General features: G+C 68.3%; 25 protein-coding genes and 1 pseudogene. 8 read left to right on the top strand and 18 right to left on the bottom strand.

Annotated elements, in window-relative coordinates; translation table 11 throughout:
* Window positions 1–13: 13 nt before the first annotated feature.
* A pseudogene (locus ACAG26_RS00585) lies at window positions 14–1071 on the bottom strand (pseudouridine-5'-phosphate glycosidase).
* The gene (locus tag ACAG26_RS00590) at window positions 992–3100 is read right to left on the bottom strand and encodes a catalase (RefSeq protein ID WP_370478066.1); all 2109 of its coding nucleotides are present in this window, start codon (window positions 3098–3100) and stop codon (window positions 992–994) included. The pseudogene ACAG26_RS00585 and the gene ACAG26_RS00590 overlap by 80 nt, the downstream one beginning before the upstream one ends.
* A gap of 97 nt (window positions 3101–3197) precedes the next feature.
* Here ACAG26_RS00590 and ACAG26_RS00595 point away from each other — a divergent pair, with 97 nt between their 5' ends.
* Together ACAG26_RS00595 and ACAG26_RS00600 are read left to right on the top strand one after the other, a co-directional pair.
* Window positions 3198–4376 carry an alcohol dehydrogenase catalytic domain-containing protein gene (locus tag ACAG26_RS00595; RefSeq protein ID WP_370478068.1) on the top strand — a complete coding sequence of 393 codons (1179 nt, stop codon included), beginning with the start codon at window positions 3198–3200 and terminating at the stop codon, window positions 4374–4376.
* 78 nt (window positions 4377–4454) lie between these two features.
* Window positions 4455–5135 (top strand): winged-helix domain-containing protein, encoded by a 681-nt coding sequence (locus tag ACAG26_RS00600; RefSeq protein WP_370478071.1) that lies wholly within the window; start codon window positions 4455–4457, stop codon window positions 5133–5135.
* On the opposite strand, the gene ACAG26_RS00605 is transcribed toward ACAG26_RS00600, so the two are convergent.
* The 3 genes from ACAG26_RS00605 to ACAG26_RS00615 form a co-directional block, all read right to left on the bottom strand.
* Window positions 5132–6469, bottom strand: coding sequence for an MFS transporter (locus ACAG26_RS00605; RefSeq protein ID WP_370478787.1), 1338 nt, complete (start codon window positions 6467–6469; stop codon window positions 5132–5134). The two genes, ACAG26_RS00600 and ACAG26_RS00605, sit on opposite strands and share 4 nt — an antisense overlap.
* Window positions 6470–6683: 214 nt before the next feature.
* Entirely contained in the window at window positions 6684–7841 is a 1158-nt protein-coding gene (locus ACAG26_RS00610; RefSeq protein WP_370478074.1) for an alpha-hydroxy-acid oxidizing protein, read from the bottom strand.
* Between the two features lie 61 nt (window positions 7842–7902).
* Window positions 7903–8643 carry a cutinase family protein gene (locus ACAG26_RS00615; RefSeq protein WP_370478077.1) on the bottom strand — a complete coding sequence of 247 codons (741 nt, stop codon included), beginning with the start codon at window positions 8641–8643 and terminating at the stop codon, window positions 7903–7905.
* A gap of 291 nt (window positions 8644–8934) precedes the next feature.
* On the opposite strand from ACAG26_RS00615, the gene ACAG26_RS00620 reads away from it, so the two are divergent.
* Genes ACAG26_RS00620 through kasB form a run of 4 tightly spaced genes read left to right on the top strand, consistent with a single transcriptional unit; the run spans window position 8935 to window position 12993 of the window.
* Window positions 8935–9879 (top strand): esterase family protein, encoded by a 945-nt coding sequence (locus ACAG26_RS00620; RefSeq protein ID WP_370478080.1) that lies wholly within the window; start codon window positions 8935–8937, stop codon window positions 9877–9879.
* Between the two features lie 51 nt (window positions 9880–9930).
* On the top strand, window positions 9931–10842 hold the full coding sequence (locus tag ACAG26_RS00625; protein WP_370478081.1) for a cyclopropane mycolic acid synthase family methyltransferase: 912 nt from the start codon (window positions 9931–9933) through the stop codon (window positions 10840–10842).
* Between the two features lie 12 nt (window positions 10843–10854).
* Window positions 10855–11715: a cyclopropane mycolic acid synthase family methyltransferase gene (locus ACAG26_RS00630; RefSeq protein ID WP_370478082.1), complete on the top strand. Its 861-nt coding sequence runs from the start codon at window positions 10855–10857 to the stop codon at window positions 11713–11715.
* A gap of 24 nt (window positions 11716–11739) precedes the next feature.
* Window positions 11740–12993 carry a 3-oxoacyl-ACP synthase KasB gene (kasB, locus tag ACAG26_RS00635; RefSeq protein ID WP_370478083.1) on the top strand — a complete coding sequence of 418 codons (1254 nt, stop codon included), beginning with the start codon at window positions 11740–11742 and terminating at the stop codon, window positions 12991–12993.
* A gap of 75 nt (window positions 12994–13068) precedes the next feature.
* On the opposite strand, the gene ACAG26_RS00640 is transcribed toward kasB, so the two are convergent.
* Genes ACAG26_RS00640 through ACAG26_RS00675 form a run of 8 tightly spaced genes read right to left on the bottom strand, consistent with a single transcriptional unit; the run spans window position 13069 to window position 17809 of the window.
* Complete coding sequence (locus ACAG26_RS00640) at window positions 13069–14877, bottom strand: complex I subunit 5 family protein (protein ID WP_370478087.1); 1809 nt, start codon at window positions 14875–14877, stop codon at window positions 13069–13071.
* A gap of 7 nt (window positions 14878–14884) precedes the next feature.
* Window positions 14885–15232 (bottom strand): sodium:proton antiporter, encoded by a 348-nt coding sequence (locus ACAG26_RS00645; protein ID WP_370478089.1) that lies wholly within the window; start codon window positions 15230–15232, stop codon window positions 14885–14887.
* Entirely contained in the window at window positions 15229–15972 is a 744-nt protein-coding gene (locus ACAG26_RS00650) for an MnhB domain-containing protein (RefSeq protein WP_370478091.1), read from the bottom strand. Before ACAG26_RS00650 ends, ACAG26_RS00645 begins: the two co-directional genes overlap by 4 nt.
* The gene (locus ACAG26_RS00655; protein ID WP_370478094.1) at window positions 15969–16220 is read right to left on the bottom strand and encodes a Na(+)/H(+) antiporter subunit B; all 252 of its coding nucleotides are present in this window, start codon (window positions 16218–16220) and stop codon (window positions 15969–15971) included. Before ACAG26_RS00655 ends, ACAG26_RS00650 begins: the two co-directional genes overlap by 4 nt.
* Window positions 16217–16528 (bottom strand): monovalent cation/H(+) antiporter subunit G, encoded by a 312-nt coding sequence (locus ACAG26_RS00660; RefSeq protein ID WP_370478096.1) that lies wholly within the window; start codon window positions 16526–16528, stop codon window positions 16217–16219. The genes ACAG26_RS00655 and ACAG26_RS00660 overlap by 4 nt, the downstream gene beginning before the upstream one ends.
* A complete protein-coding gene (locus tag ACAG26_RS00665) occupies window positions 16525–16779 on the bottom strand; it encodes an MrpF/PhaF family protein (RefSeq protein ID WP_370478099.1) in 255 nt (84 codons plus the stop codon). The genes ACAG26_RS00660 and ACAG26_RS00665 overlap by 4 nt, the downstream gene beginning before the upstream one ends.
* Window positions 16776–17264: a hypothetical protein gene (locus tag ACAG26_RS00670; RefSeq protein WP_370478101.1), complete on the bottom strand. Its 489-nt coding sequence runs from the start codon at window positions 17262–17264 to the stop codon at window positions 16776–16778. Before ACAG26_RS00670 ends, ACAG26_RS00665 begins: the two co-directional genes overlap by 4 nt.
* A gap of 20 nt (window positions 17265–17284) precedes the next feature.
* Window positions 17285–17809 (bottom strand): DUF1360 domain-containing protein, encoded by a 525-nt coding sequence (locus ACAG26_RS00675; RefSeq protein ID WP_370478103.1) that lies wholly within the window; start codon window positions 17807–17809, stop codon window positions 17285–17287.
* A gap of 113 nt (window positions 17810–17922) precedes the next feature.
* Between ACAG26_RS00675 and ACAG26_RS00680 the strand changes: the two genes are divergently transcribed.
* Together ACAG26_RS00680 and ACAG26_RS00685 are read left to right on the top strand one after the other, a co-directional pair.
* Window positions 17923–19017 (top strand): hypothetical protein, encoded by a 1095-nt coding sequence (locus tag ACAG26_RS00680; RefSeq protein ID WP_370478105.1) that lies wholly within the window; start codon window positions 17923–17925, stop codon window positions 19015–19017.
* A 72-nt stretch (window positions 19018–19089) separates the two neighbouring features.
* Window positions 19090–19311, top strand: coding sequence for a hypothetical protein (locus ACAG26_RS00685; protein ID WP_370478789.1), 222 nt, complete (start codon window positions 19090–19092; stop codon window positions 19309–19311).
* Window positions 19312–19343: 32 nt separating this feature from the next.
* Here the strand turns inward: ACAG26_RS00685 and ACAG26_RS00690 are convergent, their stop codons facing one another.
* The 5 genes from ACAG26_RS00690 to ACAG26_RS00710 form a co-directional block, all read right to left on the bottom strand.
* Entirely contained in the window at window positions 19344–19499 is a 156-nt protein-coding gene (locus ACAG26_RS00690) for a DUF6131 family protein (protein ID WP_095407188.1), read from the bottom strand.
* Window positions 19496–19747 carry a hypothetical protein gene (locus tag ACAG26_RS00695; protein ID WP_370478108.1) on the bottom strand — a complete coding sequence of 84 codons (252 nt, stop codon included), beginning with the start codon at window positions 19745–19747 and terminating at the stop codon, window positions 19496–19498. The genes ACAG26_RS00690 and ACAG26_RS00695 overlap by 4 nt, the downstream gene beginning before the upstream one ends.
* An 11-nt stretch (window positions 19748–19758) precedes the next feature.
* Window positions 19759–20319, bottom strand: coding sequence for a hemerythrin domain-containing protein (locus ACAG26_RS00700; protein ID WP_370478111.1), 561 nt, complete (start codon window positions 20317–20319; stop codon window positions 19759–19761).
* 79 nt (window positions 20320–20398) lie between these two features.
* Entirely contained in the window at window positions 20399–21859 is a 1461-nt protein-coding gene (locus ACAG26_RS00705) for an aminotransferase class I/II-fold pyridoxal phosphate-dependent enzyme (protein WP_370478113.1), read from the bottom strand.
* Window positions 21860–22020: 161 nt separating this feature from the next.
* Window positions 22021–22374 carry a hypothetical protein gene (locus ACAG26_RS00710; RefSeq protein WP_370478118.1) on the bottom strand — a complete coding sequence of 118 codons (354 nt, stop codon included), beginning with the start codon at window positions 22372–22374 and terminating at the stop codon, window positions 22021–22023.
* Window positions 22375–22414 lie beyond the last annotated feature (40 nt).

The raw sequence follows: 22414 nt of genomic DNA on the forward strand, positions 1-22414 counted from the left end.
TGTCGGTTTCGGATCACCGACCGCTCGTCGTCGACGCCGCGTAGGCGACGGCGACCTCGGCGGCCAGTGCGGCGTTGTCGGCGATCAGCTGTTGGTTGACCGCGACACTGGCGCCGCCGGTGAGTTCTTCGACCAGCGCCAGCACCGCGGGCGTCACCGCCGGGCCGGTCACCCCGGCGTGCCGCACCCGCTCGACCGCCGCGGCGAGGATCGGCTCGATGTCTAACCCCGGATCGGGCGCCCGGCCCAGCAGCAACCCCGATTCGCCGACCAGCTGCCAGTGGATCAGTCCCACCCGGGCGGCCTCGGCGGCGGTCTCGACGCGGGCGGCGACCGTCGGGCCGCCCGCCCCGCTGTAGAACACCGGCAGCGTCTCCGTTCGCCAGCCCAGCACCGGCACGTTGAGGGTTCCAGCAGCTCGGCGGTGGCGGGCACGTCCAGGATGGCTTTGGCGCCCGAGCACACCACCAGGGTCGGGGTGCGGGCCAGCTGAATCAGATCACCGGAGATGTCCAGGGTTTCGGCGAAACCGCGGTGCACCCCGCCGATCCCGCCGGTGGCCATAAAGCGGATGCCCAACACCCGGCAGATCGCCAACGTGCCACCGACGGTGGTGGCGCCCAGTGCCCGTTGCGCCACGCAGGCCGCGATGTCCCGCGCCCCGGCCTTGCGTGCGGTGGTGCCGGCTTGCGCGAAGCGGTCCAGGTCCGCGCCGCCCAACCCGGCGAGGACCCGACCGTCGACAATCCCGACGGTGCACGGCACCGCCCCGGCGGCCCGGACCCGCCGCTCGGCTTCCTGCGCGGCGAGCAGCCCGCGGCCGTGGGAAAAGCCGTGCGACACCAGGGTGGTCTCCAGCGCCACCACCGGCCGGCCGGCGTGCAGCGCGTCGCCGACTTCGTCGGCCACCCGCAGCACATCCACCCCGCCACTATGCCCGCGAGCAGTCGCAAAAGCACCACGAAACGGCGGTTTGACGGGGCCGGACCTACTACGCGGGCACGGCGTCGGTCTGCCGGTCCCAGACCCGGTGCTTGGCCAGCGCCGCGGCGAAGGCGTCGAAGAACTCATCGGACAGGTCACCGGCCGCCGCGGTCGTCGTCACCACCCCGTGGTCGTCGACAACGTCGGTGCCCTCGGCGATCCGTGCGCCGATCCCGGCTTTGGGTAACAACTTGATGCCGGCACCGAACGCCCCCACCGGCTTGAGGTGCTTGTAGGCCTCGGTGACAAAGTGCATCGCGTACCCGTCACCGGCGAGCGTCTTGACGGCGTCCGGGCCGCACGGCACCACCACCGCGTCGTAGAGCACCGACGCCATGGTGGTGACGGCCCGGTCGACGGCGAGTTCGCCGCCCGACCCGCCGGCCAGGGTGCCGCCCGCGGTGGGCGCCAGCACTTCGGCGATGGCTCCGCGCTGCCGCAGCGCCGCCACCAACGCTTCGGTGCCTTGCACGTCGACCCCGTCGGCGGCCAAGATCGCGATCTTGCGGCTTTCGATGCTGTCGGTGGCGGTGTTGAGCTGGGACAGCGCCGGGGAGGCCGCGAACTTGTCGTCGACGGGTTGCTCATCGGGCACCGGCAGCCCCAGTTTGCCGGCGACCCGGGCGGCCAGGTCGTGGTCGACCAGGTTCAGCTGATCGACCACCCGCGACCGGATTTCGGGCTCCTCCACCTTGCCCAACTCGAAGCCGTAGGCGGCGACGATGTGCTCGGCCTCCACCGGTGACATGCTCTTCCAAAACATCCGGGCCTGGCTGTAATGGTCGGCGAAGCTTTCGGCGCGCTGCCGGATTTTGTGGCCCTCCACCTTCTGGGTGTAGTGCCGGAAAACGCCCTCGTCGGCGAGGGCCGGGCAGCCGCCGCCGACCGAGTTCTTGTAGTAGCTGGACTTGCCTTGCGGGATCGTGGTCTGCCCGTAGCCGTCGTGCTGGTTGTTGCGGACCTCGGCGATGGGCCGGTTGATCGGCAGCTGGGCGAAGTTGGGGCCGCCAAGCCGGATCAACTGGGTGTCGAGGTAGGAGAAGTTGCGGAACTGCAGCAGTGGATCGTTGGTGAAATCGATGCCGGGCACCACGTTGGCGGTGCAAAACGCCACCTGCTCGGTTTCGGCAAAGAAGTTGTCCGGGTTGCGGTTGAGTACCATCTTGCCCACCGGCCGCACCGGGACCTGTTCCTCGGGGATGATTTTCGTCGCGTCGAGCAGGTCGAACGCGAAGCTGAACTCGTCGCTTTCCGGGACCAGTTGCACGCCGAGCTCCCATTCCGGGTACTGGCCGGCCTCGATGGCCTCCCACAGGTCGCGGCGGTTGAAGTCGGGGTCCTTGCCGGCGATCTTCTGGCATTCGTCCCAGATCAGCGAGTGCACGCCGAGTTTCGGCGTCCAGTGGAACTTCACGAAGGTGCCTTCACCGTTGGCGTTGACAAACCGGAAGGTGTGCACACCGAAGCCCTGCATCATCCGGTAGCTGCGCGGCAGCGACCGGTCCGACATCAGCCACATGATGGTGTGCAGGGTTTCCGGCTGCAGCGACACGAAGTCCCACAGGGTGTCGTGCGCGGACTGGGCTTGTGGGATCTCGTTGTGCGGTTCGGGTTTCACCGCGTGCACGAAGTCGGGGAATTTGATGCCGTCCTGGATGAAAAACACCGGGAAGTTGTTGCCCACCAGGTCGTAGTTGCCCTGATCGGTGTAGAACTTCGTCGCGAAGCCCCGCACGTCACGGACGGTGTCGGCGGAGCCGCGGAAACCGGCGACGGTGGAGAACCGCACGAACACCGGGGTTTGTTTGCCCGGGGTGGTGAGGAATTTCGCGGCGGTGTACGCCGCCAGCGAGTCGTCGTAGGGCTCGAAGTAGCCGTAGGCACCCGAACCGCGGGCGTGCACGACCCGTTCGGGGATCCGCTCGTGGTCGAAGTGGGTGATCTTTTCGCGGGCGTGGAAGTCCTCCAACAACGTCGGGCCCCGCTCCCCCACGGTCAGCGCGTCGTCGGTGTGGTCGACGCGCACCCCCTGCTGTGTCGTCAGGTACCCGCTGTCCCGGCTGAGCCGGTATTCGTCGAGCTGCTGCTGCTTTGCATCCCGGTCGTTGGTCGCCACCGTGACTCCTCTCGGCCTGGTCTGGGCATAGGAATTCCCTGCGTGGGTACCCATCCACAGCGCCCGGAAACGACCGGTTGCGGGAAGGAGCGGACCCATGCGGGCGGTGACATGGCACGGCAAACGCAAGGTCCAGGTCGACACCGTCGCCGATCCGGTGATCAGCGAGCCCACCGACGCGATCATCGAGGTGACCACCACCAACATCTGCGGATCCGACCTGCACCTGTATGAAGTGTTGGGCGCGTTCCTGGACGTCGGCGACATTCTCGGGCACGAGCCGATCGGTATCGTGCGCGAGGTTGGCCGCGAGGTCACCAACCTTGCGCCCGGCGACCGGGTGGTCATTCCGTTCCAGATCGCCTGCGGGCATTGCGTCATGTGCCGGCAGGGGCTGCCGACGCAGTGCGACACCACCCGGGTGCGTGACCAAGGGACCGGGGCCGCGCTGTTCGGCTACTCGAAGCTCTACGGTCAGGTTCCGGGCGCTCAGGCCCAGTATCTGCGGGTGCCGCAGGCGCAGTACACGCACATCAAGGTGCCGGACGGCCCGCCGGATGCCCGGTTTGTCTACCTGTCCGACGTGCTGCCCACGGCCTGGCAGGCGGTGCAATACGCCGCGGTGCCCGAGGGCGGGTCGGTGACCGTGCTGGGGCTCGGGCCAATCGGTGACATGGCCGCCCGGATCGCGCAGCATCGTGGATTCCGGGTCATCGGCGTCGATTTGGTGCCGGCTCGGCTGCGCCGGGCCGAAGCCCGCGGCGTTGAAACCCTCGATTTGCGCGGGGTGCCCGATGTCGGCGGTGCGGTCCGCGAGCTCACCGCCGGCCGGGGAACCGACGCGGTGATCGACGCGGTGGGCATGGAGGCACACGGCTCCGGCGGCGCCAAGGCCGTCCAGCAGCTGACCGCCCTGTTGCCCGACGCGGTGGCCGGGCCGCTGATCAGCAAAGCGGGGATCGATCGGCTCGCCGCACTGTATGCGGCCATCGATGCGGTGCGACGCGGTGGCACCGTGTCGGTGGTCGGTGTCTACGGCGGCAAACTGGATCCGCTGCCGATGTTCACCATGTTCGACAAACAAATTCAGCTGCGAATGGGCCAGGCCAATGTGAAACGGTGGGTCGACGATATATTTCCGCTGCTCACCGACGACGACCCGCTCGGCGTGGACACATTCGCCACCCATGAAATGCCGTTGGAGCACGCCCCGCAGGCCTACGCGATGTTCCAACAGAAACGGGACGGCGTGGTCAAAGTGCTGCTGAAACCGTAACGGTGCCGGTAAAAAGACGATTATTCTCGCCCCAGAAAGGGTAACCCCGGGTATTGTTTCAGGGAGGGAGCGCTGGAGATGTCGGTGAACGTGTTGTTGCTGACGGATCAGTCCGATCCGGACGTGGTCTTACCAACCTTGCCGTTGGTTGCTGAAACCGTGGCGCACGCTCGCCTTGGCAAACTCACACCGCACCAGTTCGACGGCCCGGACGTCGTAGTGGTGGACGCCCGCGCCGACCTTCCCGTCGCCCGGCAGACCTGCCGGAAAATCACCGTGGCCGCGCCGCATCTCGCCGTGGTCGCGGTGGTGTCGCCGGAGGACTTCGTGGCGGTGGATCTGGAGTGGCACGTCGACGATGTGGTGCTACCGACCGCCTGCACCGCCGAACTGCAGACCCGGCTGCGGCTGGCGATCGCCCGCCGGCGCAAGGCCATCGAAGACACCCTGCAGTTCGGTGACCTCGTCCTGCACCCGGCCAGCTATATCGCGTCGCTGGGCGGCCGCGAGCTGGAGCTGACCCTCACCGAGTTCAAGTTGTTGAGTTTCCTTGTGCAGCATGCCGGTCGCGCGTTCACCCGCACCCGGCTGATGCATGAAGTCTGGGGCCACGAATGCGGCCGACGCACCGTCGACGTGCACGTGCAGCGATTGCGCGCCAAGCTCGGCGCCGACCACGAATCCATCGTTGACACGGTTCGCGGCGTCGGCTACATGGCGCCCAGCCCGCCGCACCAGGTGACCACCAAATCCGCTTAGCCCACCGGCCGGCCCTCGGCCAGGTCGCGGGCCTGGCCTTCGTTTTCCACCGACGGCGCCGAGCCCGGTAGCCGCTTGCCGGCCACCTCGGGGGTGAACAGCAGCGCGACCATGCCGATTAGGCCCGCCGCCATCAGCAGGTAGGCCGGCACCATCAGGTTGCCGGTGCCCGAGATCAGCGCCTCGGCGATCAGCGGGGTGGTCCCGCCGAACGCCGACACCGAGATGTTGAACCCGACGGCCAGCGCGCCGTAGCGCACCGTGGTGGGGAACAGCGCCGGCAGCGTAGCGGGCAGGGTGCTGTCAAAGCACAGCAACATCACCCCGATCAGCAGCACCCCGGCGAACACCACCGGGTAGCCGCCGCCGGACCGGATCAGCAGGAACGCCGGCACCGAGCACGCGAGCAGCAGCGCGCAGCCGGTCCACAGCACCGGTTTGACGCCGATGCGGTCGGACAGCCGCGCCACGAACACCACCGCCGACATCACCACCAGCAGCGTCAGCACGATCATCGCCAGCCCGGCGGTGTGGCCGATACGCACGATCGCCTTCAAGTAGGTGGGCAGGTAGCCGGTCAGCATGTAGTCGGTGACGTTGTAGGTCAGCACCAAACCGATGCAGATCAACAGCGGCTTCCACTGCTCGATGATGGTGCGCCGGAACTGTTGTCCGCCGCCATCGCCTTTCGTGTCCTGGTCGCCGTTGGCGTCTTCGTAAGCCGGCGACTCTTCCAGCTGCAGGCGCAAATACACCGCGATCACCCCCAGTGGGGTGCTCAGCAGCAGCGGGAGGCGCCAGCCCCAGCTCAGCATCTGGTCGTCGGTCAGCCAGGTGTGCAGGCCGGTGACCAACGCCCCGGCGACCACATATCCGGCCTGGGAGCTCAGCGGCAGGAAGCTGGCCACCATGCCGCGCCGGCGGTCCGGCGCGTGCTCGTTGACGTAGGTCATGGTGCCGACGTATTCGCCGCCGGTGGAGAAGCCCTGAAAGATGCGGGTGACGACGAGCAGGATCGGCGCCCAGATCCCGATGCGGTGATAGCCGGGCAGCATTCCGGTGGCGGTGGTGCCCAACGTCATCAACAAGATGGTGGTCACCAGCACCTTTTTGCGGCCGATCCGGTCACCGAGCGGGCCGAAGATGAACCCGCCCACCGGGCGGACCGCAAAGGCTGCCGTCAGGGTGCCGAAGGTGGCCAGCAGGCTGCCGGCGCTGGCGCTGTCGCCGGGGTAAAACACCCGTGCGAGCGTGGTGGCGATGTAGCCGTAGACCCCGAAGTCGTACCACTCCATGAAGTTGCCGACGGCGGTGCCCTTGATGGAGCGCCGCAACTCCGCAGGATCGGAGACCCGGATCTCGGACAGCGACCAGCGTCTGCGGCGCCGGTGCCCGCGAGCGCCCGCGCGTCGTGTTGTGTTCATTGCCGATGAGGTACCCACAATGGCGCATCTCATGCACCGGCGCCGCGGGTGTGACCGGGGCGGCACTGCTGTGCGCAGCCAACGGAATGGCGGCGCAAGCCGCGGGCTTCGCCGCACGCCGCCTCTAACCGGCGACCTGCCGCAGCGTTTCGGGGGTGAGGTCAGCGCGCGACGGGTAGCCGTCGACGGCCATCAGCAAGTCGGCCTCGGCCAGCAGGGTGCGCAGCACGTGCACGATGCCGTCGACGCCACCCAGCGCCAGCCCGTAGGCGTAGGGCCGGCCGATGCCCACCGCCGTCGCGCCCAACGCGAGCGCCTTGATGATGTCGGCGCCGCTGCGGATTCCGGAGTCGAACAACACCGGCAGCCCGTCGGCGCCGTCGAGCACCCCGGGTAAGCAATCCAGCGCCGGCAGACCACAATTGGCTTGCCGGCCACCGTGGTTGGAGCAGTAGATGCCGTCGACGCCGGCGTCTTTGGCGCGCCGCGCGTCGTCGGGGTGGCAGATCCCCTTCAGCACCAACGGCAGCCGGGTTTCCGCGCGCAGCCAATCGAGGTCGTCCCACCGGAACGGGCCGCCGAAGATCGGCAGCTTGCGCACCGCGGCCTCCGTCGGGTCTTCGCCCGGTTGCAGGCTGGCCAGAAACACCGGGTCGGTGGTGTAGTTGGTCAGGCAGCGGCTCGGCACCTGCGGGTAGTTGCCGGCGCTCAGATCGCGGGGCCGCCACCCGGTCACCCAGGTGTCTAGGGTGACGACGATGCCCTTGAACCCGGCCGCCTCGGCGCGGTGCACCAGGCTGGCGGCCATGTCCCGGTCCGGCGGTGTGTAGAGCTGAAAGAATCCGGGGGTGTCGCCGCACGCGGGGGCGACGTCCTCCATCGGATCCGACGACAGCGTGCCCGCCATGAACGGGATTCCGGTGCGGGCCGCGGCCCGGGCGCTGGCGAGGTCGCCGTGCCCATCTTGGGCGCAGACCCCGATGACACCGATCGGGGCCAAAAACACCGGGGCCGGCAGCCGCACCCCGAACAGGTCGACGGCCAGCTCACGTTCGGTGGGGGCCAGCAGCATCCGCGGAATCAACCCCCAGCGCTCAAAGGCCCGACAGTTGGCCCGCTGGGTGTGCTCGTCGCCGGCGCCGCCGGCGACGTAGCCCCACACCGACTGCGGCATCGCCGCCGATGCATCGGCCTCCAGCTCGGCGAACGTGATTGGCAACGAGGGGTTTTCCCCGCGCTGCCCATTTTGATAAATCTCGTCTTGGTACTGTGCGAACGCCATAGCCAAGAGGTACCCGGCGGTCGGGCCACCAAACCGGTCCCGGGTATGGCGTCACGTCAGGTCAGGAACCGAACCCTTGGCGCGGGGCCACCACCGACACCGGGACGCCCGGCTGTGCCCGCAGGCTGTTGGCGGCGAAGTCCGCCCCCTGGTTGATCAGGTTCCCCTCGTCGACGTAGCTGTTGTGCGCGGCGAAGTTCATGCCGTCCGAGCAGACCGGGTCCTCGGGGACACACAGCTGCAGGGTCTTGGGCTGATAGGCCGAACCGATGGTCAGCGGCGGCTGGTTGAGGAAGCTCATGGCCCGGGCATTCGGGGTTCCGAACAGCACCACCGCGGCGACGTGGTCCGCCACACTGGGATCGAGCGGTTTCGGCACGGACGCCGGATCCACCCCGTCCGGGATGGTTGGCGAGGTGACGAAGCCCATCACCGCCGCGCCTTGCGAGTAACCGCCCAGCACCATCCTGGTCTGCGGGCAGTGGTTCGCCCTCGAAACGATATGGGCGCCCGCGTCTCTGACCCCGTTGACCCCGGTGGCCCACGCGTCGCTGGCCGGGTAGTTGACCGGGTACACCGCCAACGGTTGTCCGCCCAGGCGGGCGCCCAGGGCGTTGACGAACGCCTGCCCGGTGGGCCCGACCCCGGGTGGCTCACCGGTGCCGCGGGCGAACACCACCTCCGTGTCGGGGCAGGCCTCGGCGGAAGCGGATGGGATGGCGGAAGCAAGAACGGAAGCGCTGAGGCCCCACGCAGTGACCACCGCGGGGCCGAGAAGATGTGCGATGTGGTGTGCAGTCATGCGCAATAGGTGCCCACCTCCGCGCGGCCTCAAACAGCCAATTTTCGGCAATCGCCTGACAGGGTGAGCCATGTTTGCTAGGAAAGAAAACAGTCCGTGGTCTGTCTTCAGACAGCAGGGCGGGTATCACCACGGCGCGGGACTACCGCGCGACGGAGGAACCCTATGAGCCCTGCTATCGAACGCTCCCCCCCTTTCTCCGTGCCCAGAGCTGACTGGATTAGGTCGCAGCACTGAATGGATTCGGTCGCTCTTCGACGGGGTACTCCCGCCGGGTGAAAGGGGACAACCATGGATGAGAGTAGGAGTTGGCGACGCCGACTGACACGCGCGGCCGGCCTGGCCGCTGCACTGCCCGGATTAGTTGGCTTGGTGGGGACTTCACCACCCGCCCGGGCGGCGGCGCCGGAATTCCTGCAAGTCCCCTCGCCCTCGATGGGCCACAGCATCACCGTGGAGTTCCAAGGCGGCGGATCGTCCGCGGTCTACTTGCTCGACGGTTTGCGCGCCCGCGAGGACCGCAGCGGCTGGGATATCGAAACGCCGGCGTTCGACGAGTACGCCGGGTCGGGGATTTCGGTGGTGGCGCCGGTCGGCGGACGGTCCAGCTTCTACACCGACTGGTACGGGTCGGCGAACGGCCAAACCTACAAGTGGGAAACGTTCTTGACCAGCGAACTGCCCGGCTACCTGTCCGGCCGCGGGGTCCGCTCTGGCCGCAACGCGGTGGTGGGGGTGTCGATGTCGGGGTCCTCGGCACTGATCCTGGCGGCCTACCATCCCGGACAGTTCGCCTACGCCGCCTCGCTGTCGGCCTACCTCACCCCCTCCAGCGGTGACGGGCCGGGCCTGATCAAGCTGGCGATGAACGACGAGGGCGGCTTCAACCCCGAGGACATGTGGGGGCCGGCCGGCGGACCCGGATGGCAGCGCAATGACCCCACCGTTCAGGCCGGCAAGCTGGCCGGCAACAACACCCGGCTGTGGATCTACAGCGGCAACGGCAGCCCCTCGGAAATCGGCGAGGGCAGCCTGCCGGGCACGGTGATCGAACAGATCATCCTGCAAAGCAACGTCGCTTTCCAGAACGCCTACACCGGCGCCGGCGGACACAATGCCACATTCAATATCGACAGCAGCGGCGTGCACAGCTGGGGTTACTGGAATGCCCAACTGGTCGCGATGAAGCCGGACATGCAGAGCACGCTGGGCGCCGCGGCCAGCGAACAGAGCTGATGCCGGCGGCGAGACCGGCCGCGTTTCGCTGGCAGCGCTGAAATTCGGGTTATGACACAGCGGGAGGAACAAATGAGCAGTACCGAATTGAAACCCGATGTCGAACACGTTCGGTCGCACTATGATCGGTCTAACGATTTTTTCCGACTTTGGTTAGACCCGACGATGACGTACAGCTGCGCATATTTCGAACGCGACGATATGACGCTGGAAGAGGCGCAGATGGCCAAGGTGGATCTCGCGCTGGGCAAGCTGGGGCTGAAACCGGGCATGACGCTGCTCGACATCGGCTGCGGCTGGGGGTCCACCATGCGGCGCGCGATCGAGCGCTACGACGTCAACGTGATCGGGCTGACGCTGAGCGAAAACCAGCTGACCCACTGCCAGCAGAAGTTCGCCGAGATGGACAGCCCGCGCTCCAAACAGGTGCGACTGCAGGGCTGGGAACAGTACAGCGACCCGGTGGACCGCATCGTGTCGCTGGGGGCGTTTGAGCACTTCGCCGACGGGGCGCGGACCTACCAGCGCTACGACGACTTCTTCAAGATGTGCTATCACGTGCTCCCCGATGACGGTGTCATGCTGCTGCATTCGATCGTGGTGCCCACCGCCGAGGAGGGCGAGCGGATGGGGCTGAAAAAGACGATGTCGCTGCTGCGGTTCATCCATTTCATTCTGACCGAGATCTACCCCGGTGGCCGGTTGCCGCAGATTTCGATCGTCGACGAACACGCCACCAAGGCCGGCTTCGAGATCACCCGCCATCACCTGATCGGGTCGAACTACGTGCGCACCTTGGACACCTGGGCCAAAGGCCTGGAAGCGCATCGGGACGAGGCGATCGCGCTGAAGGGTGAGGAGACGTATCAGACCTTCATGAAATACCTGACCGGTTGCCGCGAACTGTTCCGCGACGGCTACACGAACGTCTGCCAATTCACGATGGTCAAACCCGCGGCGTAAAGGTGGCGACAAATGACCGATCTGAAACCGTACTACGACGAGTCCCAGGCGGCCTACGACATTTCCGATGAATTCTTCGGGTTGTTCTTGGATCCGACGATGGCCTACACCTGCGCGTACTTCGAGCGCGACGACATGAGTCTTGAAGAAGCGCAAAACGCGAAGTACGACCTGGCGTTGAGCAAACTGGACCTGCAGCCGGGGATGACGCTGCTCGACATCGGCTGCGGGTGGGGCGCGGGCCTGGTCCGGGCGGTCACCAAGTACGACGTCAACGTCATCGGGATCACGCTGAGCCGCAATCACTGCGACTACAGCGCGGCGACGCTCGCGGAGCTGCCCACCAAGCGTCATGCCGAGGCGCGCCTGCAGGGCTGGGAAGAATTCGACGAGAAGGTCGACCGCATCGTCACCATCGAGGCGTTCGACTCGTTCAAGAAGACCCGGTATGCGGCGTTCTTCGACCGCGCCTACGAGATCCTTCCCGACGACGGACGAATGTTGTTGCACAGCATCTTCACCCACACCCAGCGTTACCACCATGAACACGGCATCCCGATGACGATGAGCGACCTGCGGTTCATTCGCTTCCTGCGGACCGAGATCTTCCCCGGCGGGGAGATGGCCGGCGAGGACGACATCGTCGAGTTTTCCCGGGCCGCGAAGTTCTCCCTCGAGCAGGTCCAGCTGTTTCCGGAGCACTACGTGCGAACGTTGGAAGCCTGGGCGGCCAACCTGGCGGCCAACCGGGACCGTGCCATCGCGATCCAGTCCGAGGAGGTCTATGAGCGCTACATGCACTATCTGACCGGCTGCGCGGGCTTGTTCCGGAAAGGGATCAGCAACGTCGGGCAGTTCACTCTGACCAAGTAGTAGTGCACGAAACGAGGCGACACCATGGCTCGGTTCTCCACCGGAAACGGTTTCCCTGATGTCGTGGTCACCGGCGTCGCGATGACGACCGCGCTGGCCACCGATGTGGACAATACCTGGAAGATGCTGCTGGACGGGCAAAGCGGGATCCGCAAGCTGGAGGATCCCTTTGTCGAGGAGTACGACCTGCCGGTGCGCATCGGCGGGCATCTGCTCGAAGACTTCGACCACGAGTTGACCCGGATCGAACTGCGGCGACTGTCGTATCTGGGCAAGATGTCGACGGTGCTGGGCCGGCGGGTTTGGCAGAACGCCGGATCCCCCGAGGTGGACACCAACCGGTTGATGGTGTCGGTGGGCACCGGTTTGGGCTCGCCGGAGCAGCTGGTCTGGGGATACCAGGACATGGTGGCCCGCGGCATGAAAGGGGTGAACCCGCTGGGCGTGCAGATGTACATGCCCAACGCGTCGGCCGCCGCGATCGGGCTGGAGCGCGGCGCCAAGGCCGGGGTGTGCACCCCGGTGTCGGCCTGCGCGTCGGGGGCCGAAGCCATCGCCCAAGCCTGGCGGGACATCGTCTACGACGAGGCGGACATCGCGATCTGCGGTGGCGTCGAGAACCGGATCGAGGCGGTGCCGATCGCGGGATTCGCCGCGATGCGCATCGTGATGTCGACCACCAACGACGACCCGGCCGGGGCGTGCCGGCCGTTCGATGCCGACCGCAACGGCTTCGTGTTCGGCGAGGCGGCCGCGCTGATGGTCATCGAGACCGAGGAGCACGCCAAGGCGCGCGGCGCCACCATTTTGGGCCGGTTGATGGGTGCGGCCATCACCTCGGACGGCTACCACATCGTGGCGCCCGATCCCAACGGGGAGCGGGCGGGCTACGCGATGACCCGGGCGATCGAGCTGGCCGGGCTGACACCGGGCGACATCGATCATGTCAACGCCCACGCGACCGGCACCAAAATCGGGGACGTGGCCGAAGCGCACGCGATCAGGAATGCGTTGGGCGACCACAAGCCGGCGGTGTACGCCCCCAAGGCCGCGCTCGGCCATTCGGTCGGCGCGGTCGGCGCGGTGGAGGCGATCTTGACGGTGCTGGCGCTGCGCGACGGGGTCATCCCGCCGACGCTGAACCTGCACACCCTCGACCCCGAGATCGACCTGGACGTGGTGGCCGGGGATCCGCGATCGGGCGACTACCGCTACGCGATCAACAATTCGTTCGGCTTCGGCGGCCACAACGTCGCCCTGGCCTTCGGGAAGTATTAGGGCCGCGAGCAGACGCGAAAGTACCCCAAACCCGGTGGTTTTAGGGGCTTTTGCGTCTGTTCGCGGGACAACTGCTCACCGCAGCTGCCCGGCCAGGGCGCCGGCCAACACCGCCAACGCGACGAACAGCCAGGCGACGTAATCGCCGACGTGGCCGGAATGCACCCGGTGCAGCGCGGTAATCGCCGGCCGGGACACGCGGCTCAGCGGCGATCGCCCGCCCGGATGGCGCAGTGCGACCACGGCGACGCCCGCGGCCGCCAACGCCCCGAGCACCGACAGCACCACCCCGGTCGCCGACCAGCCGGGCACCGGGCCGGTCGGTGTCCCCGCCGACGGCTGCCCCAGCACGGCGGCCACATAGCCGCCGACGTCGACGAAGCGTCGGGCGGCGGTGTCGGCGGCGGCGCTCACCGCGGGCAGCACACCGACGGCCAGGCAACCCAGCAGCAGCGCGACGATCGGGGCGTAGATGCTCGGCGGGATCCGGCGCAGCACGGTGTCGGGTTCCTCCTCCCCCGTCGTCGACGGGCCGGCGTCGTCCACCGGCGCCGCCCCGGCCCCCCAGCGGGTGAAGCACCGCAGGCCGGCACGCAGCACCGCGCCGGCGGTCATCGCCGAGATGACCAGGAACAGCACCGATCCCCAGCTTGACCCCACCGCCTCCTCGGACAGCGCCTTACCCAGCGCGGTCCCAAACGGCGGTAACCCGGCCAACGCCAGCGCCGCCGCGAAATACAGCCCGCCCAGCAGCGGCTGCCCCCGCCCGCGGCCCGCCAGGTCCCACTCGTCGACGCTTTGATGGCGGTCCAGCAGCACCCCAACGATCAAGAACAGTGCCGCTTTCGCGGCGGCATGGCCGACCACGTAGACCGCCGCCCCGCCGACGGCCCGCGGGCTCAGCGTCGCGGTGGCCACCAGGAACAGCCCCAGATGCCCGATCGTGGAATAGGCCAGCAGCCGTTTGAGGTGGCGCTGCAGCAGACACATCACCGCGCCGAGGGCCGCGGTCACCACCCCGACGGCACCGAGGGTGCGGGCGACCGCGGGCCCCGGCAGCGGGTCGGCGAACACCGTCCAGTACACCCGCCACACCCCGTAGAGCCCGAGCTCGACCATCACGCCGGAAAACAGCACGCACACCCCGGCCGGTGCGACCGCGTGCGCGTCGGCCAGCCAGAAATGCAGCGGCACGACCGCGGCCTTCACCAGCAACGCGGCCAGCACCAGCACGAACGCGGCCACGGTGAGCGCGTCCGGTGCCGCGCTGCGCAGTCCGATCCCCAGCTGCGCCAAGCCCAACTGCCCCACCCGGGCGTACAGCATGGCGATGCCCACCAAGGTCAGGCAGGCGCTCAACGATTGGATGATCCCAAAGTTGAGCGCGCCCTGAATCGCCGACCGGTCTTCAATCTTGATGCCGGTCAACGCATACGCCACCGCCCCCATCAGTTCCAGGAACACAAACAAGTCGAACAGGTCCGCGGCCAACACAAAGCCGTTCATCGCCGCCAGGAACAGCAACACCAGCGCGTCGAAGCGGGGGCCGGCCTCGTCCAGGCCGCGGTAGCTGTACAGCGCCGCGCAGGCCGTCAACCCGCCGATCAGCAGCACCAACCCGACCGCCATCGGGTCGGCGAGCAGGGCGATGCCCACCGTGGTCGGCCCGTGCGGCGCCCATCCGCCGATCCAGGTCACCAGGCTGTGCTGCCCGACCGCCACGGCCAGCGGCCCGGCCGCCCCCGTCGAGGCCAGGGCGATCAGCACCGTCAACGCGCTGACCACCGCCCTGGGCAGCCAGCGGCCGGCGGCCAACAGCAGGCAAGCGGCCAGGATGGGCACCGCGATCAGCAGGGGAAGCAGCTGCGCCGCGGTGGGGTGCACGCTCGTCTCAGCCCTTGAGCGCCGACAGCTGGTCCGGGTCCAGGGTGTGGTGGCGTTTGTGGATCTGGATGGCCAACGCCAGTAACAACGCGGTGACGGTGGCCTGGATGACGATGTCGGTCAACGTCATTGCCTGCACCACCGGGTCCACCACACCGGTCGGCGACGGGCTGGTCCCGGCGAAGATCGGCGGCGCGGCGCCCCGCTGATACCCGATCGCCAGCAGCAGCAGGTAGGTGCTGGCCTGCGCCACCGACAGGCACACCGTAACGTGGATCAGGTTGTGGCTGCGGACGATTCCGAACGACCCGATCAGCAGCAGCCAGCCGGCGACACCGTAGATGTAGCCGCTCATCGGCCGCCGTCCCCGGCGATGGTGATCTCCTGGGCCAAAAACTGCGCCAACAACACCGTCATGCCGCAGGCGACCTCCAGGCCGACCGCGGCGTTGAGCAGGGCCACCGAACCCCCGGACAGCAGGTCGCCCAGCGTGCCGGTCGGCAACAGGTTGGCCAGGAAAGCCCCGCCGACCGCCAGGCCCGCCACCCCGATGCCGGCAAAAGCGGCCGCACCCAACGCCTCCCCCACATCGAACACGTTGACCGGTCGCAGCCGATCGAGGGCGCGGAAACTGCCGGTGATGTACAGCAGGTGTAAACCGGCGGCCACCACCACCCCGCCCTGAAAGCCGCCGCCCGGAGTCAGATGCCCGTGCACCACCAGATCCAGGCCCACCGTCAGGGTCACCGGCAGCGCCAGATAGCCGACGAAGCGGGTCGCGTCCAGCGTCGCCGCGCGGTTAGCCGGGTGGCGGTATTCCCGCTCCTCGACCGCCGGACGCAGCAGCGCCATCACCCCGATCACCGAACCGAACAGGATCGTCTCCTCCCCCAGCGTGTCCAGGGCCCGTTGGTCGAAGTTGACCGAGGCCACCGCGTTGGCGGTCGCGCGCGACAACGCGGCCCGCACCGCCAGATCCCGGTACAGGTGGTGGGTCTGCCCGAACGCGGGCAGCTCGCCGAAACCCCAACACAGCAGCAGCGCCAGCCCGGCCGCCCCGGCCAGAAACAACGTGGTGCGCGCCCGTCGGGTCACCGGGTCGACTCCTGCTCGTGGCGGCGCACCGCCCGGATCGTGAGCATGACCATCAGCGGCACCACCGCGCCGCCGATCACCAACTGCGACAACGCGACGTCGGGGGCCTGCAGCAGCACGAACAGCACGGTGAGCGCGAGCCCGAACACCGACAGCGCGATCGCCTGCCGATCCGGGCGGGCGGTCAGCGCGACGACGGTTCCGGTGACGCCCACCAGGGTCACCGCGGTCAGCAGCAGCGCGGTCACGACGGTGAGTCCCGTTCGACCACACCGGCGTACTGGCCGGTCAGCCGGGCCGTGGCCGCCGACATCACCGGGGCGGTGGCCAGCACCACGACGGTGATCAGGACGATCATCGCCGACGCCGCGGTCCAGCCTTGGCGCAGCACCAATCCCAGCCCGAGCAACGGGGCGCCCACCGACGTCGTCACGGTCAGCAGGTGCAGCCGATCGAACACCGCGGGCCGCGCGGCAGCGGCCAGCGCGGACACCACCATCGCGAGCACACCGGCGAAAACCAGGCCCCAGCCGACCCATGCCACCGGCCCGGTCATGGCTTGGGCACCAACAGCCGGGTGTAGACCAGGGTGCCCGGGAAGGTGATCAACGCCAGTACCAGCGGCACGATCAGACCCCAGTCCTGGTGCCAGCTGACCGCCAGCACGGTCAGCGCCATGATCACCGCGATGCTGGCGAATTCCAATCCGACCAGCCGATGCCGGGGCCGCCCGCGCGACGCCATCCACACGCCGGGAACGAACACCCCGAGCAGCAGGCACAGCGCCGCGGCCTCACCCGGGCTCACCGCCGCACCCCCGCCTCCAGGCCGGCGGGGTGGGGCCCGATCCGGTGCACCGCCAGCCGTCGGGTGCGCGGGTTCGCGTCCAACACCACGGTTGCGGGGGTGGTGGCCAACGCCAGCACCGCCGCCGCCCGGCGCGCCGCCGCCACCGGCTCCGGCCCGCCGGGCAGCGGCACCGGGCCGATCGTCGAGCGCCGGCGTTGGGCAGGCACCAGCGCGTAGCGCCACACCTGGGCGGCCTGCCCGGGCAGTTCGGCCAGCACCCGGGCCGCCCAGCGGAGCCAGCCGGCCCGGAACCGCCACTGCCCGCCGTTGTCGCGTCGCGCCGCGCGGGCCAGCACCGCGCACGGCGCCGTGCACACCGCCGCCAGCAGCACCTCCGGCGGGGTGACCGTGGTCAGCGTCGCCAGCCACACCGCGGTGGTCACCAGCCACCACAGCAACGTCTCGACGAGTGCGCCGGCGCGATCACCGGCCGGGTGCGGCATCGGACCTCCCAACTACCGGGTCAGCCTTCGGCGGACTGTTGCGCGATGGCGTACGCCAGCTGCAGAAAGTCGGCGCCGGTCAGCGCGGTAAAGGTGCCGGCGGTTAACCGGGTGAGCCGCGGCGCGAAGATCAACCCGATCACGAACGCGGTCGCCACCCACATGTCGAGGCAGAACGGGCAGGTCGCCAGCTCGCCCAGGCTGTGCCGCAGCTGGCTGTCGTGGCGGGTTTCTTCCTGCACCTCGGCGGGGCCGCCGGTTCCGGCGTACTGCGCGAACGGGGCCCGCAGCGGGCTGGTCACCGCGTCCTTGGTGAGCGTGCGGGACAGCTTGTGGGTGCCCAGGCTGACGATGAGCAGGTCCTGGACCCGCCAGCGGTCCGGCAGCCGGCGGCCGGTGACCGCCGCGAGCACCGTCGTCAGCGCCACCAGTGCGCTGTAGGCCGCCAACACCACCAGATAGCCGGCGAGCGGCCGCGGATTGTCGCCGCGGTAGGCGTCGGCTTCCCGCCGGGCCCGCTCGGTGACCTCCGTCGCTTCACCCACAGTCCCTCCTCGGTCGGCGCCTGTGCCCGGCGAGTACCCGGCCGGCGCGCCCGGCAATCACCGGGATCCGGTGTCATGTTTGTCGTGCTCGTCGGCGGGCAACCCAGACAGGCGTGGATGTCAAACGTTTCCGCCCGTTGATGACCGCGTGTTCGCCGTTTGCCTCGGTCTACTTCGAGGACTCGCACGACACCGAGGACGCGGCCGCCCAGCTTGACCTCAAGTGGCGTGAGGTGCGCGACCAGCTTGCCCGGCAGGGCGCCGACGATCCGGTGATCGCCGATATGGAGCGCGCCGTTTACGACCTGCAGCCACCGATCGGGCGCAGCGGCCGCGCGGTCATCGCCGACGCGGACGGCATTGTGCTCAACGAGCATCTGCTGCGCCCCACCGCCACGATCGTCCGGGTGTCGCCGTTGCCCTATCTGGTGCCCGTCGTCGAGCATGGCTTCGAGTTCGGCGACTACGTGCTGGTGGCGGTGGACCGCGCCGGCGCCGACATCACCGTCCACATCGACGGCGCGCTGCGCTCCGAGACCGTCGACGGCGGCGGATACCCGGTGCACAAGGCCGCCGGCGCGGAAACCGCCGGGTACGGAGATCCGCAGCCGCGCACCGAGGAAGCGGTCCACAAGAACCTCCGCGCGGTCGCGCAGCGGGTCACCGAACTCGCCGACGAGGTCGCGGCCGACGCGGTGTATGTGGTCGGCGAGGTGCAGGCCCGCTCGGAGCTGCTGTCCGCGCTGCCGCACCGGGTGGCCGAGCGGGCGGTGACGTTGCCCGTCGGCGCCCGCCACAGCGGACACGATTTCACCGAGGTGCAGCGCGCCATCGAAACCGACTGCCTCACCTACCGGCTCGCCGAACTCGACGCGGCCGCACAGCGCTTCGCCGCCGAAACGGGCCGACAATCCGGGTTGGCCGTCGAAGGTCTCGACGCGGTGTGCGCGGCGCTGAACCAGGGCGCCGTCGAGACGCTGATCATCGGCGATATGGGCGATGCCACGGTGGTCGCCGACGACGCCTTGACGGTCGCTGCGCCCAACGCCGATGTGCTGTCCGAGCACGGCGCGCCGCCGAGTCACACGTTGCGCGCCGACGAAGCGTTACCCATCGGCGCAATCTCGGTTGGCGCGTCGTTGGTCCGCACCGACGAACGCATCGATCCGGCCGACGGCGTCGGCGCGGTGCTGCGGTACGCACCCTGACCCGCGTTTAGGTAACGGCGGCGCCGGGTAGCCGGTGGTGGCCCGATGGCTTCGTCACTGGAGAGATTTGCGATGGACACCGAGCCCGGCGAGGTGACCGGCACCCGCAACAAGGATTACAACCTGCTGCGCTACACCCGCGAATGCCTCGACAACGTGCTGCGGATGCAGGAATACATTGCCGATGCGCAACGCGACGGCGACCCCGACGTGGTGGAACTGTTCCGAAAGGCCCAGGCGGACAGCCGCAAAGGCGCCGAAATAGGAAAACGTCTACTTGCCACCCGATTGTAGCGGCGGATCGGCGCCTCGCAGCGGTGTGAGGCTCAATACCAGTACCGGCGGCCGGCGACCGGGCGGCCGATCGACCCCAGGATCCAGAACACCGCGCCGACCACCAGCAAAATGATGCCGATCGTCCACAACACCGGAATGTTGAACACGAATCCCAGAATCAACAGGATGACTCCCAGGCCTATCATGACGCCTCCATCTCCATCGGGTTATTTACGATCGCCGGCATCGAACTGGGTTCGGGCAGACGGCAATCGGTGACTTTCGGGTTGACGCCGGCGTAGTTCAACGGACCCGCTACCACCGTCAGGGCCACCGATCCCGCCGTCGCGCAATTTGTGTCGTTGCGTTGAAAGTAGCCGCGCTGCCAGGTCGCCAGCACGCCGATGAGCAACCACACCAGAACAATTGCGCCGAGATACCCGCCGAATCGCATCACAATCTCCCTCAGCTGTAGCCCAGGATCGCGTCGCGGGCCCGGTCCATCATCGCGGCGAACGGACCGGCGACCAGGTTGGCGACCCGCGACTCCACACCGGCATGCGGCCGGGTGGGCGCGATCGACTCGGCGAGTTTGACGGTGCGGGTCAGCCGCTCCAGCTCGTCGTCGCTGAGGTCTTGGCGCAGCTTGGAAAACTCCTCTTGTTCTTCATGTTCGGCGTGATCGAGCACCGCGTCGCGTAGCTCGCTGAGCTGCTCGGTGAACTTCTTGGAGTCAATGTCGAGGTCTTCCAGCTCCGACAGGACCGTCTTGGCTTCATGCTCCTCTTCTAGCCGAGCCTCCACGATGTCGTGGCGATCACCGAGTTCGCGGCGCGCCCGCGGGTGCACGATCTCCTCTTCGGCGGTTTCGTGGACCGCCAGCAGCCGCCGCAACTCGAAGAAGGCCTCATCGCGCTCCGGTCCGGACTTCGACAGCGCCTCGTCGAACAGCCACTTAATCCGTTGATGCTGGCCGATGAGAAAATCGACCACATCGTTAGGTGACTTCACCGACGTCTCTGCCATCACGTTCTCCTCGGCTTGGTGCCGCGTTGGTAGGGATGAGCTACCCACTGTGGCCGTTCGCCAAACGTCGCGGGCCGGGTCAGGCGACCACGCGGATGGAGTTCAGCTGCGGGTCGGTCAGATCCGGCAACGCCATGCCGGCCCGCAGACCGGAGCGCAGGTACTCGATGACGGCGTCGTCGAGCAGTTCGCCGGGGACCACCGCCGGGATGCCGGGCGGGTACGGGGTGATTTGCTCGGCCGCGATCCGGCCGGCCGCCTGCTCGGCGGCGACCATCTCGGTGTCGCCGAAAAACGCTTCCCGCGGCAGCATCACGGTCTCCAGCTGCACTTCCTCCGGGGACGGCAGCCGCACCGCTGGCGGTGGCTGGAACGACTCGGCGGCGCGCCGCCAGGCCGTGACCGCGTCGACCAGTCGGTCGGCGGTGCCGCGGTCATCGGCGAACGACAGGGTGGCCAGGATGCGGCGGTGATCGGCGAGTCCCACGTCGAGGTGGGCCTGGTCGCGCAGCCAGTCGCGGGCTTGGTAACCCGAGGTGCCGGTCGCCGACACGTCCAGCAGGACCTGCAGCCGGTCCAACTCGTGCGACGCCTCGGCACCCAGCAACACGTCGTCGAGGACCTCGACGTCGGGCACCCGGTCCAGGCGCTCCCGCACGTCGTTGGCCAGATCCAGTGCGGCACCGAGCAACTCGTGGCCCCGTTCGACCATCTGCCGTCGCCACCCGTCCAGCGCGGCGTACACCAGCACGTTGGGGCTGGTCGTCATCAGCAGATCGGCGCACGCCGACAACCGGTCCCGGTCGATCAGATCCCCCTGCACGTGATACACCGACCCCTGCTCAAACCCGGCGCCCATCTTGTGCACGCTGACCACGCAGATGTCGGCCCCGGCGTTCATCGCCCAGGTCGGCAGACCCTCATGAAACGGCAGATGCGCACCCCACGCCTCGTCGACGATCAACGGCTTACCGCGGTCATGGCAGATGTCGGCGATCCGGGCCAAATCGGCGCAGGTGCCATACGGGGCGGGGCTGACGATCAGGGCACCGGCGGCGTCGGGGTTGTCCTCCCAGGCGCCGGCCACCCGCTCCGGTGACGGCGGATGCGAAAAGTGGCGGTCGGCGTCCCAGCGCGGGGTGATCCAGCGCGGCTGGATACCGGAGAAGATCAGCCCGCCGACAATCGACTTGTGGCTGTCCCGCGGCACCAGCAGCCCGCCCGGATCCCCGCCGGCCACCGCCATCATCGCCGCCCGCACCGACAACGAGCTGCCGCAGGTCGAGAAGAACGCGACGGAGGCGCCCACCGCGTCGGCCATCAACGCTTCGGCGTCGGCCAGGTACCCGCCGCGGGAGCACCAGTCATCCAAGCCGCCGTTGGCCAGCACGTCGGCGCGGAACGGGTCGCGACCGAGCACCTGCAGCACACGCTCGTCCGCGCCGCGGCCCAGCCGATGGCCCGGCGGACTGAATCCGTACCGGTCGTTGTCGCGATAACTGGCTAAGGCTTCCAGCAACGGCGCGCGGCGGTGATCCATCGCTGGGGGGCATACCCACGGCGAATAGCAATTAATCGACCGGGTCGGCGCGCGGTTTGCTCGCCCGGTGACCGGGGAATGCACCCGGGCCGGTCGTTGATTCTGCGTCCACCAGGCGAGCTACTCGAACTTTGTCGTGGTGGCCGCAGAGTGAATGCCGGTTAGGTGTTGAAGCTGACGGTGATCGCGATGACGTCGACCAGCAACAGCGCCCAGCCGCAAATCGGGACGATTAACCCGCGGCGCCGCGACGCGGTGAAGAACGAGAGCAAGATCGTCGCGGCGGCCACCGCCGGGGCGCCGTAGTACATCACGTTGAACATGAACCCGCTGGGCCCCAGGTTGGGGCATTCCGCGGTGCTGCACGCGGCCGTGCTCATCACCGCGCCGAGCCCGACGATCATCACCAGGGCCGCCGCCGGCGCGGTCAGCAGCGCCAGCGCCCAGTTCACCCAGGTCCAGACCCGGCGTTTGCGATCGTCCGGCGGTGCGGTGGTGGTGGTGTCAGCGGTCATAGGGGTGGCCTACCCGCGGCAGCCGGCGATGAAACCGCGG

The organism is Mycobacterium sp. pUA109 (assembly GCF_041287095.1).
In the GTDB taxonomy this organism is placed as follows: Bacteria; Actinomycetota; Actinomycetes; order Mycobacteriales; family Mycobacteriaceae; genus Mycobacterium.